The 16,470-nt window shown below is 73.6% G+C and carries 16 protein-coding genes; 7 read left to right on the top strand and 9 right to left on the bottom strand.

What is annotated here, in order from left to right; all coding sequences use genetic code 11:
* The first annotated feature begins 22 nt into the window (after positions 1-22).
* On the top strand, positions 23-1,003 hold the full coding sequence (gene speB / locus ACGFI1_RS00190; protein WP_392781548.1) for an agmatinase: 981 nt from the start codon (positions 23-25) through the stop codon (positions 1,001-1,003).
* Between the two features lie 227 nt (positions 1,004-1,230).
* Entirely contained in the window at positions 1,231-2,646 is a 1,416-nt protein-coding gene (locus ACGFI1_RS00195; protein ID WP_392781550.1) for an MFS transporter, read from the top strand.
* Between the two features lie 3 nt (positions 2,647-2,649).
* On the opposite strand, the gene ACGFI1_RS00200 is transcribed toward ACGFI1_RS00195, so the two are convergent.
* On the bottom strand, positions 2,650-3,519 hold the full coding sequence (locus ACGFI1_RS00200; protein WP_392781553.1) for a universal stress protein: 870 nt from the start codon (positions 3,517-3,519) through the stop codon (positions 2,650-2,652).
* Positions 3,520-3,636: 117 nt separating this feature from the next.
* Between ACGFI1_RS00200 and ACGFI1_RS00205 the strand changes: the two genes are divergently transcribed.
* Positions 3,637-4,632 (top strand): DUF72 domain-containing protein, encoded by a 996-nt coding sequence (locus ACGFI1_RS00205; RefSeq protein ID WP_392781556.1) that lies wholly within the window; start codon positions 3,637-3,639, stop codon positions 4,630-4,632.
* A 21-nt stretch (positions 4,633-4,653) separates the two neighbouring features.
* On the opposite strand, the gene ACGFI1_RS00210 is transcribed toward ACGFI1_RS00205, so the two are convergent.
* On the bottom strand, positions 4,654-5,358 hold the full coding sequence (locus ACGFI1_RS00210) for a FadR/GntR family transcriptional regulator (protein ID WP_392781559.1): 705 nt from the start codon (positions 5,356-5,358) through the stop codon (positions 4,654-4,656).
* Positions 5,359-5,495: 137 nt separating this feature from the next.
* On the opposite strand from ACGFI1_RS00210, the gene ACGFI1_RS00215 reads away from it, so the two are divergent.
* Positions 5,496-6,884 (top strand): GntP family permease, encoded by a 1,389-nt coding sequence (locus ACGFI1_RS00215; RefSeq protein WP_392781562.1) that lies wholly within the window; start codon positions 5,496-5,498, stop codon positions 6,882-6,884.
* Between the two features lie 96 nt (positions 6,885-6,980).
* A complete protein-coding gene (locus ACGFI1_RS00220; RefSeq protein WP_392781565.1) occupies positions 6,981-8,213 on the top strand; it encodes an acetyl-CoA hydrolase/transferase family protein in 1,233 nt (410 codons plus the stop codon).
* Positions 8,214-8,219: 6 nt separating this feature from the next.
* On the opposite strand, the gene ACGFI1_RS00225 is transcribed toward ACGFI1_RS00220, so the two are convergent.
* From ACGFI1_RS00225 to ACGFI1_RS00250, 6 genes are all read right to left on the bottom strand, one after another.
* Positions 8,220-8,798: an HU family DNA-binding protein gene (locus ACGFI1_RS00225; protein ID WP_392781568.1), complete on the bottom strand. Its 579-nt coding sequence runs from the start codon at positions 8,796-8,798 to the stop codon at positions 8,220-8,222.
* A 66-nt stretch (positions 8,799-8,864) separates the two neighbouring features.
* Positions 8,865-9,836, bottom strand: a complete 972-nt coding sequence (locus ACGFI1_RS00230) for a glycine betaine ABC transporter substrate-binding protein (protein ID WP_392739016.1) — start codon at positions 9,834-9,836, stop codon at positions 8,865-8,867.
* A gap of 17 nt (positions 9,837-9,853) precedes the next feature.
* Entirely contained in the window at positions 9,854-10,621 is a 768-nt protein-coding gene (locus ACGFI1_RS00235; protein WP_387068485.1) for an ABC transporter permease, read from the bottom strand.
* Entirely contained in the window at positions 10,618-11,625 is a 1,008-nt protein-coding gene (locus tag ACGFI1_RS00240) for an ABC transporter ATP-binding protein (RefSeq protein ID WP_392781572.1), read from the bottom strand. The genes ACGFI1_RS00235 and ACGFI1_RS00240 overlap by 4 nt, the downstream gene beginning before the upstream one ends.
* Positions 11,622-12,266, bottom strand: a complete 645-nt coding sequence (locus tag ACGFI1_RS00245) for an ABC transporter permease (protein WP_392781574.1) — start codon at positions 12,264-12,266, stop codon at positions 11,622-11,624. The genes ACGFI1_RS00240 and ACGFI1_RS00245 overlap by 4 nt, the downstream gene beginning before the upstream one ends.
* Before the next feature lie 106 nt (positions 12,267-12,372).
* Positions 12,373-13,341: a helix-turn-helix domain-containing protein gene (locus tag ACGFI1_RS00250; RefSeq protein ID WP_392781577.1), complete on the bottom strand. Its 969-nt coding sequence runs from the start codon at positions 13,339-13,341 to the stop codon at positions 12,373-12,375.
* A gap of 124 nt (positions 13,342-13,465) precedes the next feature.
* Here ACGFI1_RS00250 and ACGFI1_RS00255 point away from each other — a divergent pair, with 124 nt between their 5' ends.
* The gene (locus ACGFI1_RS00255) at positions 13,466-14,395 is read left to right on the top strand and encodes an alpha/beta hydrolase (protein ID WP_392781579.1); all 930 of its coding nucleotides are present in this window, start codon (positions 13,466-13,468) and stop codon (positions 14,393-14,395) included.
* Here ACGFI1_RS00255 and ACGFI1_RS00260 read toward each other — a convergent pair.
* A complete protein-coding gene (locus tag ACGFI1_RS00260) occupies positions 14,392-15,309 on the bottom strand; it encodes a PDR/VanB family oxidoreductase (protein WP_392781582.1) in 918 nt (305 codons plus the stop codon). The genes ACGFI1_RS00255 and ACGFI1_RS00260 overlap by 4 nt on opposite strands.
* Before the next feature lie 183 nt (positions 15,310-15,492).
* Between ACGFI1_RS00260 and ACGFI1_RS00265 the strand changes: the two genes are divergently transcribed.
* Positions 15,493-15,867, top strand: a complete 375-nt coding sequence (locus tag ACGFI1_RS00265) for an MmcQ/YjbR family DNA-binding protein (RefSeq protein WP_392781584.1) — start codon at positions 15,493-15,495, stop codon at positions 15,865-15,867.
* Positions 15,868-16,470: the final 603 nt, after the last annotated feature.

Raw genomic sequence — 16,470 nt, forward strand, 5'->3', positions numbered from 1 at the left:
GCCCGACATGACCTTTCTGGGCGTGCCCCGATGCACCTGGTCGGAGCCGTCCACCTACGCCGACGCCGATGTGGTCATCCTCGGGGCGCCGTTCGACGGCGGCACGTCCCACCGGCCGGGGACCCGGTTCGGGCCGCAGTACATCCGCAAGACCTGCTACCTGCCCCAGAAGGGCTCGCGGCCGTCGCTGGCCCTGCGGGTGGACGGCCTCCACGGCGACCTCACGGTCTACGACGCCGGCGACGTCGAGATGTACTCCGGCGACGCCGAGCGCTCCGTCCGCGACCTGCAGAAGGCCGTCTCCACCGTCGCCCGCACCGGGACGATCCCGCTCATCCTGGGCGGCGACCACACGATCGCGTGGCCCGACGCCGCGGGCGTCGCCGAGCACGTCGGCGCGGGCCGTGTCTCGATGGTCCACTTCGACGCGCACGCCGACACCGGGGACGTGGCGTTCGGCTCGCTCATCGGGCACGGGCAGCCGATGCGGCGGCTGATCGAGTCCGGCGCGGTGCGCGGCGACCGGTTCCTGCAACTCGGCCTGCGCGGGTACTGGCCGGGGCCGGAGACCCTCGACTGGATGGCCGGGCAGGGCATGCGCTCCTACGAGATGACCGAGATCGTCGCACGCGGCCTGGACGCGTGCCTGACCGAGGCGTTCCAGATCGCCACCGACGAGTGCGACGCGGTGTTCCTGTCGGTCGACATCGACGTGTGCGACCCCGGCCACGCCCCCGGCACCGGCACGCCCGAGCCCGGCGGGCTGACCGCGCGGCAGCTCCTGGACGCGGTCCGCCGCGTCACCTACGAGCTGCCGGTCGCCGGCGTCGACGTGGTCGAGGTGTCCCCGCCCTACGACCACGCCGACATCACCTCGGCGCTGGCCAACCGCGTGGTGCTGGAGGCGCTGTCGGGCATCGCCCGGCGCCGCCGCGACGCCCGCGACGGCACCTCCTGGGACCCGCGCCGCCCCCTCCTCGACGGCCGTTCCACCGACGGCTGACGACGGCGAGCGATCCGCGGGCCCCGGCCGCGGGGACGACGCCGTCCGATAGCATCTGCGCCATGTCTGCCGCTTCGTGCGCGGCCGCCTGCGCCGCGGTGACGAGGACGCTCCGCTAGCGGCGGGGCGTTCCTCCACCACCTGACAGAACGTCCGGCCGCTTCGCCGTTCAGCCGAAGCGGCACATTCGTGCTGCCCGGAACCTCTTCTGAGCAACGGAGCACTCGGTGTTCTCAGGCATTCTCTCCGCGCGCCGGGACGCATCGTCCCCGGCGCGCGCGTGGCTGGTGCTGTGCAGCCTGGCCATGCTGCAGTTCTTCATCGCCGTCGACGTGACCGTGGTCAACGTCGCGCTGCCCTCGATCGGCGCCGCCCTCGGCGCGGACGGCCACGCGCTGACCTGGGTCGTGGTCGGCTACACGATCACCGGTGGCGGGCTGCTGATGCTCGGCGGCCGGCTCGGCGACATGCTCGGCAGGCGCCGCGTCCTGCTGCTCGGCACGGCGCTCTTCGGCGCGGCGTCGCTGCTGGCCGGGCTCGCGCCGTCGTTCCCCGCGCTGGTCGCGGCCCGGCTGCTGCAGGGGGCCGGCGAGGCGCTCGCGCTGCCGGCGGCGATGGCGGTGATCGTCCTGCTGTTCCCCGAGGGGCCGCGCAGGTCGCGGGCGCTGAGCGTGTGGGCGGCCGTCGCGAGCTGCGGGCTCGTCCTCGGGTTCGTGGTCTCCGGGGCCGTCACCGAACTGCTCGGCTGGCGGTGGATCTTCCTGATCTCCGTCCCGTTCATCCTGGCCGTGCTCGCCGCCGCGGTGCTGCTCGTGCCGGGCGAGCGGCCCGCCGGGCGCGCCCCGCTGGACCTGCCCGGCGCGTTCCTGCTGACCGCGGCGCCGCTGCTGTTCACCCTCGGGGTCGTCGAGGCCGGCGCGGCGGGCGGCACGCCGCCCTGGCTGCCGCCGGTCGCGCTGGCCGGGGCGGTGGCGGCCGGGGCCGGGTTCGTCCGGGCCGAGCGCCGCGCGCCGGACCCGCTCGTGCCGCCGCGGTTCTTCCGCAACCGGACGCGCGTCCTGGCCAACCTCGCCACGGCCCTGCTGAGCGCGGCGCTGTCCGCCTCGTTCCTGCTGTTCAGCTACTACCTGCAGGACCGGGCCGGTGCCGGCCCGCTGCGGGCCGGCCTGACGATGCTGCCGCTGGCGGTGTCGCTGATCGCGGCGTCCGTCCTGGTCCCCCGGCTGCTCGGACGGTGGGGCGCGCGGCGCTGCGTCCTCGCCGGGATCGGCTTCACCGCGCTGGCGATGGCCTCCATCGCGCTGGTCGCCCGCACCGGGGCCGCCGGCCCGGCGCTGGTCCCGGCCATGGTGCTCATCGCCGCCGGGATGGGGTTCGGGATCGTCGGGCTGCAGTACGTCGCGGTGACGGGCGTGACCGAGGACGACGCGGGCATCGCCTCCGGCGTCCAGCGGGCCGCCGACCAGCTCGGCGGCTCCACCGGGGTCACCCTGTACGTCGGCGTCGGGTTCGCGCCCGCCCTGGACGGCGCCGACCCGTTCCTGGTCGCCGCCGCGGCGGCCATCGCCGGGCTCGGCGCGGCGGCGCTCGTCGTCCGGCGGATCTCCGCGCCCGCCGGGGCGCTGGAGGAGGCCGTCGAGTGACGGCTACCCGGTCCCGCCGGCCCCGTGGACCACCGCCACCGGGCAGGGCGCGTGCTGGACGAGCGCGTGGCTGACCGACCCCATCAGCAGGCCCCGGAAGCCGCCCAGGCCCCGGGACCCGACGACGAGCAGGCGGGCGCCGCCGGCGGCGTCCAGCAGGACGCCGCGCGGCGGCCCGGTGACGACGGAGATCCGGACGTCCACGCCGGGATGCAGCTCGCGCAGCGGGATCATCAGCTGGGCGAGCCGCTTCTCCGCCGCGTCCCGCATGCCGGCCTCGTCCACCAGCGGCGGCAGGTCCCCGGGCGGCGGCGCGGCCCAGGCGGTCACCGCGTGCACGGACGCCCCGTGCAGTCCGGCCTCGGCGAAGCCCATGGCGAGCGCGGCCCGGGACGCCGGTGAGCCGTCCACGCCGACGACCACGCGGTCCTGGCCGGTCCGGGGGCCGCGCTCGCCGCGGGCGATCACCACCGGGCAGGCGGCGTGCGCGACGACCTGGGCGCCGACCGATCCCAGCACCAGCCCGGCGAAGCCGCCGAGGCCCCGCGGGCCCAGCACGATCAGGTCGGCGCTCCGCCCGGCCTCGATCAGCCGCTCGGCGGCCGGTCCCTGGACGAGCAGCCCGCGGACCGGCAGGCCGGGGGCGGTCTCGCGGACGTGCGCGACGCCGCCGTCCAGGGTCTCCTGGGCCAGGGCCCGCAGGTCCACGGCCGGCACCGCGACGGGGCCGCCGAGGTAGGCGTCCCACACGTGGATCACCGTGAGCGGCAGCTCCCGGACACGGGCCTCCTCGACGGCCCAGTCCAGGGCCAGGATCCCGTTCTCGGAGCCGTCGTAGCCCGCGACGATCCCGGTGATCGGCTGTGCGTTCATGCGGCCCCCCGTGCCTTGCGCCTCCATGAGTCCGTCACCTCCAGACTCACCGGCAAACCGCCTCCCCGGGAGAGCCGTCCGTCCGAGCGAGAGGGGACCTTCGCCCGCGACCAGGACATGGCCGGGGACGCGGGCATGGAGCGGCTGCTGGAGCAGATCCACGACATCACCGGCCTCCGGGTGGCGACCGGCGCCGGGCGACTTCGCCGCGGCGCTGCTCGACTTCGTCCGGAAGGCGGCGGTTCGGTAGCGTCGGGCGGCATGCGGGTTCATGTGGGGTGCGCGATGTGGGCGCACGCGCGGTGGCAGGGCCGGTTCCTGCCACCGGCGCTGCCACCGGCCGAGCGGCTGCGCGCCTATGCGAGCTGGTGCGACGCGGTGGAGGGCAACACCACCTTCTACGCGACGCCGGCGCGGAGCGCGGTGGAGTCGTGGGCGGAGCAGACCCCGCCGGACTTCCGGTTCCTGCTGAAGCTGCCGAAGACGATCACGCATGAGCGGCGGCTCACGGACGCCGGCGAGGAACTCCGCGCGTTCCTGTGGGCGATGGAGCCGCTGGGGCCGCGGACCCACGCGCTCTGGGTGCAGCTCCCGGGCTCGTTCGGCCCCGGCGACCTCGGCGCGCTGGCCGGTTTCCTGCGCGGGCTCCCCGCCGCCCACCGGTACGCCGTCGAGGTGCGGCACCGCGCCTTCTTCGAGGACGACCGGTGCGCCCGCGACCTGGAGCGGGTGCTCGGCCGGGCCGGCGCCGAATGGGTGCCGTTCGACACCACCGCGTTCTTCACCAGCCCGCCGACCAGCGACGCCGAACGGGACGCGTGGACGAAGAAGCCGCGCGTGCCGCGCCGGTCGGCCGCGCTCACCGACCGTCCGATCGTCCGCTACCTCGGCCGGGACGACACCGAGCGCATCGTCGAGGGCTGGCGGTTCTGGGTGGAGAAGGCCGCCGAATGGGCGCGCGAGGGACGCTCGCCGACCGTGTTCGTCCACACCCCCGACAACGCCGACGCCCTGGAGCTGGCCCGCCGCTTCCACGACGAGGTGCGGGCCCTGGCGCCGGAGGTGGAGCCGCTGCCGGAGCCGGTCCCGGCGGAGCCGCCCACCCTCTTCTAGGACGTCACGCGCGTCCGGGCGTCACTCGCCCGCGTCCAGCATCGCCCGCGTGGCCTCGTCGACGATGTCGCGCATGGCGCGTTCGGCGGCGTCGGCGTCGCCCGCCTGGACGGCCTGCGCCACCTCCGCGTGCCAGCGGATCGCGGCCGGCTCGGGGCGGGCGGGCATCAGGTGGTGGTGGGTGCGGCCGGCGAGGACGGCGGCGACCAGTCCGCTGAGGGCGGCCATCATCTCGTTGCCGGACGCCTCCAGCAGCGTCCGGTGGAACAGGACGTCCGCGGTGAGGTAGGACTCCAGGTCGCCGGACCGGCCGTGCACCGCCATGTCCATCACCGCGCCGGTCAGCGTGCCGCACTGGGCGGGGGTGGCGCGGCGGGCGGCGAGCGCGGCGGCGGCCGGCTCCAGCCCCCGGCGCAGCTCGCCGAGCGAGCGCAGCTGCTCGTCGCGGCCCGCGCCGTCCAGCCGCCAGCCGATGATCTGCGGGTGGAAGACGTTCCACCGCATCCGCTCGGCGACCGTGACGCCGACGCGGCGGCGGCTGGTGACCATGCCCATCGACTCCAGGACGCGGATCGCCTCCCGCACCACCGACCGGGACACCCCGAACCGGGACTCCAGCTCCTCGATCCGCAGCACCGCGCCCGCGCCGAGCTCGCCGGACGTGATCAGCACGCCCAGGCGGTCGAGGACGCTGCCGTGCAACCCGGCCTGCGGGATGTCCATCATGGCCCAATCATCACACGAATCTCGGCATCACTCGCACAAAGATATGATTTTTAGCCCCGATCTCTTGTAAAAAGCAGGTCATTGCGGTCACACTCGGGCGGACCGTCCACCCCTCCTCGCTCCCCGGAGGATGAGAAATGCACACGATCGTGCTGGCCGCGGCGCCGGCCGCCGACGGCGGGCGGCTCGTGCCGGCGGCGCTCGCCGGCATCGCGCTGATCGTCGTCCTGATCACCTACTTCAAGGTCCACCCCTTCCTCAGCCTGACGCTCGGCTCGCTGCTGGTCGGCGCCATCGCCGGTCTTCCCATGGCGGACACCTTCGACGCCTTCGGCCAGGGCTTCGGCAAGACCACCGCCGACGTCGGCGCGCTCATCGCGCTCGGCGCCATGTTCGGCAAGCTGCTCGCCGACTCCGGGGGCGCCGACCAGATCGTCGACACCATCGTCGGGCGGTCCAGGCGCGCCTTCCTGCCGTGGGCGATGGCGCTCGTCGGCGCGCTCATCGGCCTGCCGATGTTCTTCGAGATCGGCCTCGTGCTGCTGATGCCGGTCATCTTCCTGGTCGCGCGCCGCTCGGGGCTGTCGCTCATCGCGGTCGGCATCCCGGCGCTGGCCGGGCTGTCGGCCATGCACGGGCTCGTCCCGCCGCACCCCGGGCCGCTCGCCGCCATCGGCGCCCTCAAGGCCGACCTCGGCCTCACGCTGGGCCTCGGCGTGCTCGTCGCGATCCCGACGGTCGCCCTGTCCGGCCCGCTGTTCGCCCGGTTCGCGGCCCGCTGGGTGGACGTCATGCCCCCGCAGCTCTACGTCGACCCCGGCGAGGAGGAGGAGACGAGCCTGGCGAAGGAGGGCCGCAAGCGCCCGTCGTTCGCCGTCACGCTCGCCACCGTGCTGCTCCCCGTCGTGCTGATGCTGGGCAAGGCCGTCGCCGACATCACCCTCGACGAGGGCGGGACCCTCCGCACCGTCCTGGACGACCTCGGCACGCCGCTGATCGCGCTGCTCATCGCCGTCGTCGTCGCGATGTTCACCCTCGGCCTCGGCTCCGGCATGGACCGCCGGGCCGTCTCGTCGTCCACCGCGGAGTCGCTGCCGCCCATCGCCGGGATCCTGCTGATCGTCGCCGCCGGCGGCGGGTTCAAGCAGACGCTGATCGCCACCGGGATCGGGGACCTCGTCGCCGACTGGGTCAAGGACAGCGGGTTCTCCGTGCTGCTGCTCGCCTGGCTGGTCGCCGTCCTCATCCGGCTGGCCACCGGGTCCGCGACCGTCGCCACCGTCACCGCCGCCGGCATCTTCGTCCCGCTGGTCGGCGCCCTCGACAGCGGCGAGACCTCGCTGCTCGTGCTCGCGATCGGCGCCGGCTCGCTGTTCTTCTCGCACGTCAACGACGCCGGCTTCTGGCTGGTCAAGGAGTACTTCGGGCTCAGCGTCGGGCAGAACATCAAGACGTGGTCGCTCATGGAGACCGTCATCTCGGTGTCCGGCCTGGTGTTCGTGCTGCTGCTGAACCTGGTCGTCTAGCGGGGGCGCGGGCCCGGGGCGTCCCCGCCTTGGGCCCGCGCCCACCGATACCCGATCATGGAAGACGGAACACCCACCCACGGGCGGAGCGAGACGATGCGCGTCATTTCTGAATCACACCTCGGAACCGTCCTCGCGGGCCTGCCGGGGCGGCCGCGGGTCGTGGTGGGCGGCAACTTCGCCACCCCGCGCCGGGCCCTCGCCGTCCTGGACGCGGCCGCCGCCGAGTACCGGCTGTTCATGCTCAACGCCCAGGGCGACCTGCCCGACCGCGACGGCGTGGACCTGGAGACGCCGTTCGTCGGGGCGGGCATGCGCGGGCACGCGCGCCTGCGCTACTTCCCGTCGCGGCTGTCGCTCGTCCCGAACCTGCTGAAGGGGTCGCTGCCGCCCGACGTCGTCATCCTGCAGACGTCCACGCCGCGCGACGGGACGGTGTCGCTCGGCATCGAGGTCAACATCCTGCCCGCCGCCGTGGAGGCCGTCCGCGCCCGCGGCGGGCTCGTCATCGCCCAGCTCAACCCGCGCATGCCCTACACCTTCGGGGACGCGGTCATGGCGGTGGACGAGATCGACTACGCGATCGAGTCGGACGAGCCGCTCGCGAACCCGGTGCCCCGGCCGCCCGGCGACACCGCCCGCGAGATCGGCGGCCGGGTGGCGGCCCTCGTCCCCGAGCGGGCGACGCTGCAGCTCGGCATCGGCGCCGTCCCGGACGCCGTGCTCGCCTCGCTGCTCGGCCGCCGCGGCCTCGGCATCTGGTCGGAGATGTTCAGCGACGGGGTCCTCGCGCTGGAGAAGGCGGGCACGCTCGACCCGGACACGCCGATCACCGCGTCGTTCGCGTTCGGCGGCGAGGAGCTCTACGACTGGGCCGACCGCAACGAGCGCGTCCGCATGCTGCGCACCGAGAAGACCAACGACCCGAGCCTGATCGCGCGCCGCCCCCGGCTGGTGTCGGTGAACTCGGCGCTCCAGGTCGACCTGTACGCGCAGGCCAACGCCAGCCGGGTGCGCGGCGTGGTCTACTCGGGGTTCGGCGGGCAGACCGACTTCGTCGTGGGGGCGCTGCACTCCCCCGGCGGCCGGGCGATCATCGCGCTGCCGTCCTGGCACCCGCGCGCGGACGTGTCCACGGTCATCCCGCGGCTGGCCGGGCCCGTCACCTCCTTCCAGCACAGCTTCATCGTCAGCGAGCAGGGCACCGCCACGATCTGGGGCCACGACTCGCTGTCGCAGGCGCAGCAGCTCGTGGACGAGGTGGCGCACCCGGACGCCCGTGACGGCCTGCGCGAGCAGGGCCGCGAGCTCGGCTTCCCGCTGCGCTGACCCCGGTCAGGAGGCGGCCTTCGCCCGCGCCTTCCCCTTGCCCGCCTTCTTCTTCGCGCCCTTGCCGCCCTTGCCGTTCTTCGCGTTCTTGTCGGCCTTGTCGGGCTTCGGCGTGGCCTTCTTCGGCGCGTCCTCGGCGGGACGCTTCTTCGCCCCGGCGCCCTTCTTGGCCTCCTTGCCCTCGGCCTTGGCCTCGGCGTTCTTCTTCGGCTTCTTGCCGTTCTTGGACGGCTTCGGCGCGGGGGCCCCGACCGGCGCGGCCACCGCCACGGCGGCCTCCGGCTCCGCCGCAGGGACGGCGGCGGGGGCGTCTCCGGCGACCCGGGTGCGGAACGTCTGCCCGGACCGGAACCGCGGCACCTGCGCGGCGGGGACCTCGACCGGCAGCCCGGTGCGCGGGTTGCGGGCGCTGCGGGCGGGCCGGGCGAAGCTGTCGAACGTCCCGAACCCGGTCACGGTGACGCGCTCCCCGGCGGACACCCGCTCCATCACGGTGTCGAACACGGCGTCCACGTGCCGGCGGGCGGCGGCCTCGTCGCTCCCCGCGCGCTCCGCCACCATCTTGACCAGTTCACTCCGGTTCATGCGCCATGCCCTTCACTGTGGCGATATGTGCTGCTCAGCGTAATGGGGCGCGACCGTCCGGGCCCCTCACTTGCCGATGAACCCCTGGGACTGCAGCCAGGTCTCGGCGACCTCCGCCGGCTCCTTGCCCTCGATGTCGACCTCGCCGTTCAGCTCCCGCAGGACGGAGTCCGTCAGCGCCGCCGCGATCGGGTCCGCGATCTTCCCGATCGCCGGGTGGTCCCGGTAGACGGAGTCGCGGACGGTGAGGGCGGGGTTGTAGACGGGGAAGAACCTCTTGTCGTCCGGGACGGGCGTCAGGCCCAGCGCCTTGATGCGCCCGTCGGTCGTCGCGACCTCGCCGAAGGCGCACGGCTCGCCCTTGCCGATGGCGTCGTAGATGGCGCCCTCGGCCAGCGTCGCGACCGACGACTTCGGCAGCGTGAACCCGTAGGACTTCTGCAGGCCGGGCCATCCGTCGCTGCGTCCGGCGAACTCGCTCGCGACGCACGTGGACGCCTTGGCCGGGTCGCTCTTCGCCAGCGCGGCGTAGTCCGACAGGTTCTTGATCCCGAGCTGCCGCATCGTCGTCGTCTTCACCGCGATGGCGTAGGTGTTGTTCGCGGGCGCCGCCGCGAGCCACTTCACCTTGTTCTTCGCGAGATCCTGCTCCGCGACCGCCGTGTACTGCGCGGCCGGGTCGCCGATCGGCTCTGTCTCCTTCAGGTAGTTGATCCAGGCCGTCCCGGTGTACTCCCAGTACATGTCGATGCTGCTGGACGTCAGCGCCGCGCGCGTGGTGTTGCTGCCCTGGAGCCCGCACTTCTCGCGGACGGTCGCGCCCGCCGAGCGCAGCGCGAGCGCGGTGACCTGGCACAGGACGAGCTGCTCGGTGAACTCCTTGGACCCGACGGTGAGCGTGGCGCCGTCCAGTGAGTTGCCCTCCGCCAGGCTGCCCGCCTTGGCGTCGGTGCCGCCGGAGCTGAAGCATCCCGCGGTGAGGGCGACGGCGGCCAGGGAGACGGCGACGGGTGATCGTCGGATGGTGGGCAGGCGCATGGTGACTCTCCTCTGGTTCAGACGCCGCGGGGGCGGACGACGTGCTCGACGAGTCCGATGAGCCAGTCGGCGGCCATGGCGAGCACGGCCGTCAGGACGCTGCCGGTCAGCAGGATCGGGGTCCGGTTCAGCGCGATTCCGGTGTTGATGAGCTCGCCGAGCCCGCCCGCGTTGGTGAAGGCCGCGAGCGTCGCGCTGCCCACGTTGAGGATCACCGCGACGCGGACGCTGGCCAGGATCACCGGCACCGCGAGCGGCAGCTCGACGCGGAACAGCACCGCCGTCCGGGACATCCCGATGCCGCGCCCGGCGTCGATGAGTGACCGGTCGACGCCCTGGAGGCCGACCATGGTGTTGCGCAGCACCGGCAGCGCCGACACGAGGATGAGGGCGATCACCGCCTTCTGGAAGCCGATGCCGACCGTGACCGCGAGCAGGACCAGCACCCCGATGGACGGGACGGCCTGCCCCACGTTGGCGAGCGCGAGGAACGGCGCGGACAGCCGGCGCAGCCGCGGCCGGGTCAGCAGCACCCCCAGCGGGATCGCGATCGCGAGGACCAGCGCCGTGGACACCGCGACCAGGCCGACGTGCTCGCCGAACTGCCGGACGATCTCGTCCCGGTCGATGGCGCGGCGCTCGATCGGGTCGAGGTCGAGACCGCGCACGTAGAGGTAGAGCGCCGCGCACACCAGCAGCAGGAAGACGGGCGTGACGAGGAGGCCGGCGCGGCCCCGCGCCTCCTCCCCCGCGGCCGTCCGCTCCGGGACGGCGGTGACGGTCATCGCCCACCGCCCGCCGCCGGGGTCTCCCTGACGATCGCCGACCAGGAGACCGTGCAGGCGGGCCGTCCGTCGCCGTCCAGGACGGTCGCGGTCTCCGCGCCGGCCCGCAGCATCGCGTCGAGCGCCTCGTACAGCGACTGGTCGGCCCGGACGGTCGCGCCGCCGGCGCTCCCCTCCGTGGCGGCGGGCAGCGCGATCGAGCCGACCTCGACGAGCCGGAGCCTGCGCATCGCCGCGCCCGTCCCGACGAACGACGCGACGAACTCGTCGGCGGGCTGGGCGAGGATCTGTGCGGGCGTGTCGTACTGGACGAGCCTCGCCCGCCGCCCGAGCATCGCGATCCGGTCGCCGAGCTTCAGCGCCTCGGTCAGATCGTGCGTGACCAGCACGATCGTCTTGCGGATCCGGCCCTGCAGTTCCAGGAACGCGTCCTGGAGCCGCTCCCGCGTGATGGGGTCGATGGCGCCGAACGGCTCGTCCATCAGCATCGCGGGCGGGTCCGCGGCGAGCGCGCGGGCGACCCCGACGCGCTGCTGCTCGCCGCCCGACAGCTCCTTCGGGTACCGGCTCCGGTACGTGCCGGGGTCGAGGCCGACCATGTCGAGCAGCTCGTCGACGCGGTCCCGCACGCGCCGCTTCGGCCAGCCGAGCGTGCGCGGGATGACCCCGATGTTCGCGGCGATCGTCATGTGCGGGAACAGCCCGACCTGCTGGATGACGTATCCGATGCGGCGGCGCAGCTCGTCGGGGTCGGCGCGGGTGACGTCCTCGCCGCCGAGCAGGATCCGGCCCGCGGTCGGCTCGATCAGCCGGTTGATCAGCCGCAGCGTGGTGGTCTTCCCGCAGCCGGACGGCCCGAGCAGCACGACGATCTCCCCGTCCCGGACGCCGAGCGTCAGGTCCTCGACCGCCGGGGCGTCCTGGCCCGGGTACCGCTTGCTCACCCCCTCCAGCCGGATCATCTCCCGGACGGCGGTGGTCTCGGTGACGGCGGCTTCGGTCATCGCAGCCCCCTGGCGGTGGTGAGGCGGGACAGCACGACGAACAGCAGGTCGAGGACGAGCGCCAGCACGGCGACGCCGAGCGTCCCGGCGAGGGTGTCGTTCAGCGCGTTCGCCCCGCCGATCCGGGCCAGCCCGCCGAAGATCAGCTCGCCGAGGCCGGGCCCCGCGACGGCGGCGGCGATCGCCGCGATCGCGACCGTCATGATCGTGGCCACCCGGATGCCGGTGAGCACCACCGGCCAGGCCAGCGGCAGCCTGATCCGCAGCAGCCGGCTCAGCGGGCTCATGCCCATGCCGCGCGCCGCCTCCTCCACCGCGCCCGGCACGCCGTCCAGCCCGGTGATGGTGTTGCGCAGGATCGGGAACACCGCGTACAGCACCAGCGCGGTGATCGTCGGTGCGAGGCCCAGCCCGAACAGCGGGATGAGCAGGCCGAACAGCGCCAGCGACGGGACGGTCAGCATGGTGCCCGCGACGCCGAGCGCGAGGGCCCGCGCCCGCGGACGGCCCTCGACGGCGATCCCGAGCCCGATCCCGACGACCGCCGCGACGGCGACGGCGATCAGCACGACCTCGGCGTGCTCGGCGGCGAGCCGGGCGATCGTGGGCCAGCGTTCGGAGAGGTAGTCGGAGAAGCTCATCGCCGCCTCCCGGCGGCGCGAGCCCGGGCGAGGAGGGTACGGCTCGCGTCTCCCATACCTCAGAGGCTGCCTACGGATGATCAGTTGTGCAATGGCCGATCGGTCATCACGGAGTGTCGCGCAGGTGCCGCAGCAGCAGGGCCAGGTCGAGCCGGCGCCGGCCGCCGGGCGCGGAGAACGCGAAGCCGAGCCGCGCCTCGGCGTGCGCGAGCCGCGCGGCGATCGTGCTGTGGTGCCGGTGCACCTTCGCCGCGGCCCGGCGGGCGGAACCGGTCGCGCAGAACGCGGCGAGGACGGCGATGAGCCCGGCGCCGTTCGGTTCCCGGGCGAGCTCGTCCAGCACGGCGACGTCCGCGACCTCGGCGATGTCATCGTCCCGCATGCGCGCGGCGACCACCGCGAGGGCGCCGAGCCCCTCGTAGTGGACGACGTCGGAGCCGAGCCCGGCGAACCGCAGCGCGGTCCGCGCGCGCCGCCACGACACGGGCGCCTCGATCGCGGGCAGGGCGGGACCGATCCCGATCCGCACGCCTTCCGGCACCCGCTCGGGCAGCGCCCCGCCGAGAACCGCGCGGACCCGCCCGACCGGCACCGCGTGCCCGCCCACCGCGACGTCCCCGTCAACGGCGAGGACCCGCATGACGGCCCCCGGTTCGATCCGGAGCATCCGCAGGGCCCTGGCGCGTTCGAGTTCCCCGGCCTCGCTCGAAAGGGCCACCTCGGCAAGGCCCTCGCCGCTATTCCTCGGCGCGGGCTCCATCAGGAATCGGGCCGCGATCGCGAACCGGTCGAGGATAATGTCGTCCAGCGGCAGGGGCGCGTCCCGTCCGAGCCACACGTGCCCGCTCTCCGAGAACTCCCTGACCTGCCGGCGCCCGCCCGGCGGCTCCCCCGCCGCCAGCGACAGGCCGGCGTCGACGAGCCCGGCCGGGCATTCGGCGAGCCGCGCGGTCTCCTGGACGAGGACCCGCGCGCTCGCCCCGGCCGCCGTCAGCCCGTCGAAGAAACTGATCACCCGCACCGCGGTCTCCGCGTCGGCGTCCAGCGCCGAAAGCCGCAGGATCAGGCCCTTCATGACGGCAGGGTACGGCACCCGACGACCGGCGGTCAGCGGGCCGTTTTTCCCGGCGGCCGTCGGCTGGGCACGGCGGCCCCGGCGTCCGACACTGAGGACGCCGGCCGCGTGAGAGGAGCCCGTGGTGACCTACGCCTACGACCCGGAACTCGCCCCCTGGATCTCGATGATCCCACACCTGACGATCGCCGACGTGGAGAAGGTCCGCCGTGAAGAGGCGGAGATGTTCGGGGACAAGCCCGCGTACGAACCTCCCATCCCGGTCGAGACCCGCGACGTCACCGTGCCGCCCGGCGTGCCCGTCCGCGTCTTCCGGCCGGCGGAGCACGACGGCCCCCTGCCCGGCCTCGTCTACATCCACGGCGGCGGGTTCGTCCTCGGCTCCGTCGACCTCTACCAGGACGACACGACCGCGATCGCCGCCGAGGTCGGCGCCGTCGTCGTCTCGGTCGAGTACCGCCTCGCGCCCGAACACCCCTTCCCCAGCGGCCTGGAGGACTGCTACGCCGCCCTCACCTGGACCGCCGAGCACGCCGGCGAACTCGGCATCGACCCGGCGCGCCTGGCGGTCGGCGGCGAGAGCGCGGGCGGCGGTCTGTCCGCGGCGGTCGCGCTCCTGGCCCGCGACCGCGGCGGCCCCGCCCTGTGCTTCCAGCTCCTCGGCGTCCCCGAACTGGACGACCGGCTCGACACCCCGTCCATGCGCGCCTTCACCGACACGCCGATCTGGCACCGCCCCAACGCGGAACTGAGCTGGGACTACTACCTCGGCGAAGGCGTCCGCGGCACCGCCGGCGTCTCCCCGTACGCGGCGCCGGCCCGCGCCGAGGACCTGTCCGGGCTGCCGCCCGCCTACGTCACCACCTGCGAATTCGACCCGCTGCGCGACGAGGGCCTGACCTACGCGATGCGGCTGGTCCAGTCAGGCGTCCCGACCGAGATCCACCACTATCCGGGCACCTTCCACGGCTCGACCCTCGTCCCGCAGGCGGCCGTGACCAAGCGGATGAACGCCGACCGCCTCGGCGCCCTCCGCCGCGCCCTGCACCCCTAGAGCTCCAGCACGAGGCGGGGCCCGCGGGCCCGGGACACGCAGATCATCATGAACCCCCCGTCCGCGCGCTCCGCCTCGCTCAGTACCGAATCCCGATGGTCGGGCTCACCGTCGAGAACCACGGTCTCGCACGTCCCACAAGTGCCCTCCCGACAGGACGAAAGAACGCTCACACCCGCCTTCTCCACGGTCTCCAGAATCGAGCGACCAGCCTCGACCCGCAGCGTCCGCCCACTCAGCGCCAACTCAACATCGAACGCCTCGACAGGCCCGGCGACCGCCTTCGGCGAGAACCGCTCCGTACGCAGCACACCCGCCCCGCACCGCTCCTCAACCGCCGCGAGCATCGCCTCCGGCCCGCAGCAGTAGACGAGCGCGCCCTCCACCTCTCCCAAGACCACATCAAGATCGAGCAGCCCCCGCTCGTCCTGCGGCCAAACGTCGACACGCTCCCCGAACCGCGACAGCTCCTCAAGAAACGCCATGGAGGAGCGCCGCCGCCCGCCGTAATACAACCGCCAATCAGCCCCCGCCGCCTCGGCCGCGGCCACCATCGGCAGGATCGGCGTAATCCCGATCCCACCCGCAAGAAACACGTAACGAGGCGCGTCCTCCAGCACAAAGTGATTCCGAGGCCCGCGCACGACAAGCCGATCCCCCACCCGCACGCGCTCATGAACGACGGTGGACCCCGGCCCCTCCTTCAACACCCCGATCCGCCACACCCGCAGATCACCCGGATCCCCGCACAACGAGTACTGCCGGACGAGCCCCTCTCCCAAGACCACATCAACATGCGCCCCCGGCCCCCAGGCCGGCAGTTCCCCACCGTCCACCGCACGCAGCGCCAACCCCACGACGCCGTCGGCGAGGACCACCCGCTCACCCACAACGACCTCAGTCTCCGCACCCACGACCCCTCCATGCAGCGAACCGACCAACCGCCCCCGACCCTCACCCCAACCACCACCCCCCACCAGCCCCCCTTCCACCCGACGGAAGAACCCACCCGTCCGGCGCCGCCCCGCGGCGGACGCGCTGAATGTCCGACGCCCCACCTACGATTGCGCGGAAGGGCATGACCGAGAGGACTGCAGGTGAGCGACGTGGACCCGTCGGCGAGGATTCGGGAGATCTGCCTGGCGCTGCCGGAGGCGGCGGAGAAGCCGTTCGGCGGCCACACCGCGCCGTCCTACCGCGTCCGCGACAAGCTGTTCGTGATGACCTCCGAGGACGGCCTCTCCATGACGTTCAAGGCCGGCCCCGGCGTACAGGAGGCACTCGTGGCAGAGGAACCCGAGCGCTTCTTCGTCCCGAAGTACGTCGGCCCCAAGGGCTGGGTCGGCGCCCGCCTCGACGTCGACCACGACTGGGACGAAATGGCCGAACTCATCGAAGACAGCTACCGCCTGATCGCCCCGAAACGCCTGATCGAACTCCTCGACGAATCCCGACCTGCCAAGCAGCAGTGAGCCGTCCTCCGGCCCGGACGGCCTGCCACACACTGCCCCGGCCACGACGCCCTTCCGCCGCTGCTCCCACCTCGCGCCAACACACGCCACGCCGCTACCAAAGAGACCGCCACCACCCTCCACACGCCTCCTTCGTCGCCGCTTGGCGCAGACGGGCGGCGCGGGGTGTGCGTGCACAAGCTGCCTCCAGCCGCCGACGTGCCACCACACCGCCGCGTCCGAATCCCGCTCCGGTCAGCAACGCGCTACACCGCGCGCTAGGCAGCGGTGAGCGCCTTCGACCTGGCCGCACGACCCCGGCGCATTTGACGCGGACGGAGTGTCTGTCGGTGGTGGGTTGCACAGCAGGGCGCAGGACTGCGGGCCAGGAGGAGGACGGGCCCGACCGGGCCTTTGTTATCCCGCACCGCCACCACCGCGCCAACCCCTCGGCTGCGGACCACCCACCGTCCCGCCGCCCGTCGAGTAGCTGTGAGCCGTCCTGTCCTCCGACGCGGGAGGTCGTCCAGTCCACCGCCGACACGCACTGACCACACGGCGTCGAATACCCGCCGCCCTCTTCCCTTCCTGGCTGTGGCCGCGTGGGGCACGGCGCTGCCGGTG

It is taken from the genome of Actinomadura geliboluensis (assembly GCF_043197915.1).
Lineage (GTDB): Bacteria > Actinomycetota > Actinomycetes > Streptosporangiales > Streptosporangiaceae > Spirillospora > Spirillospora geliboluensis.